At 42.6% G+C, this 559-nt stretch carries 1 protein-coding gene; it reads right to left on the reverse strand.

What is annotated here, in order from left to right; genetic code table 11:
• Nucleotides 1–532, reverse strand: a 532-nt coding sequence (locus tag ACYQ2O_RS12740) for a DDE-type integrase/transposase/recombinase (RefSeq protein WP_459771430.1), incomplete at its 3' end; no start/stop codon positions are given.
• Nucleotides 533–559: the final 27 nt, after the last annotated feature.

Consider the following 559-nt stretch of genomic DNA (forward strand, 5'->3'; position numbering starts at 1 on the left):
TGAGGTTTAAATCCTCAGGGATTTCGCTAGCTATATAGTGGTCGAGCACATCGTGAATGGCCCTGATTGCTAATTCAGTATTGCGTTTTTCAGACACTCTTTGGGATAAGATGATTTTATTCTTTGCATCGAAGAAGTAACAGATATAGTGCCATTTTTTCCCGACACGGATGTAGGTCTCGTCTCCACAGATCTGATCAGAAAGATCATAGGGGTAGTGTTGAGTAAGGGTGTAAAGTTGAGCCCCTGCTGCTGCCGCGTAGTTTAATATCGTCTGTCTACCAATCTTTACTCCGTGTATGTCGTAGATTAATGCGGCAACCTTAGGTGCAGGAAGGCCGTAATTAACGTGGTAGGTCAAAATCTCACCTAATAATCGAGGTGAGGCATGAATGCGACTTAAGTCAACTGGCGATTCAATCAGTCCATAGGACTTGATGTCCTCGAGTTTTAAATTAAACTGACGATAGACGTATCGTAGCTTTAAGTAGTATGGTGCGACAGTATAGAGTTCCTTTTGCTCCTCACTCAACTGGTTTAACGCCTGAATATAATAAGG

Source organism: Alkalibacterium sp. m-11 (genome assembly GCF_054658155.1).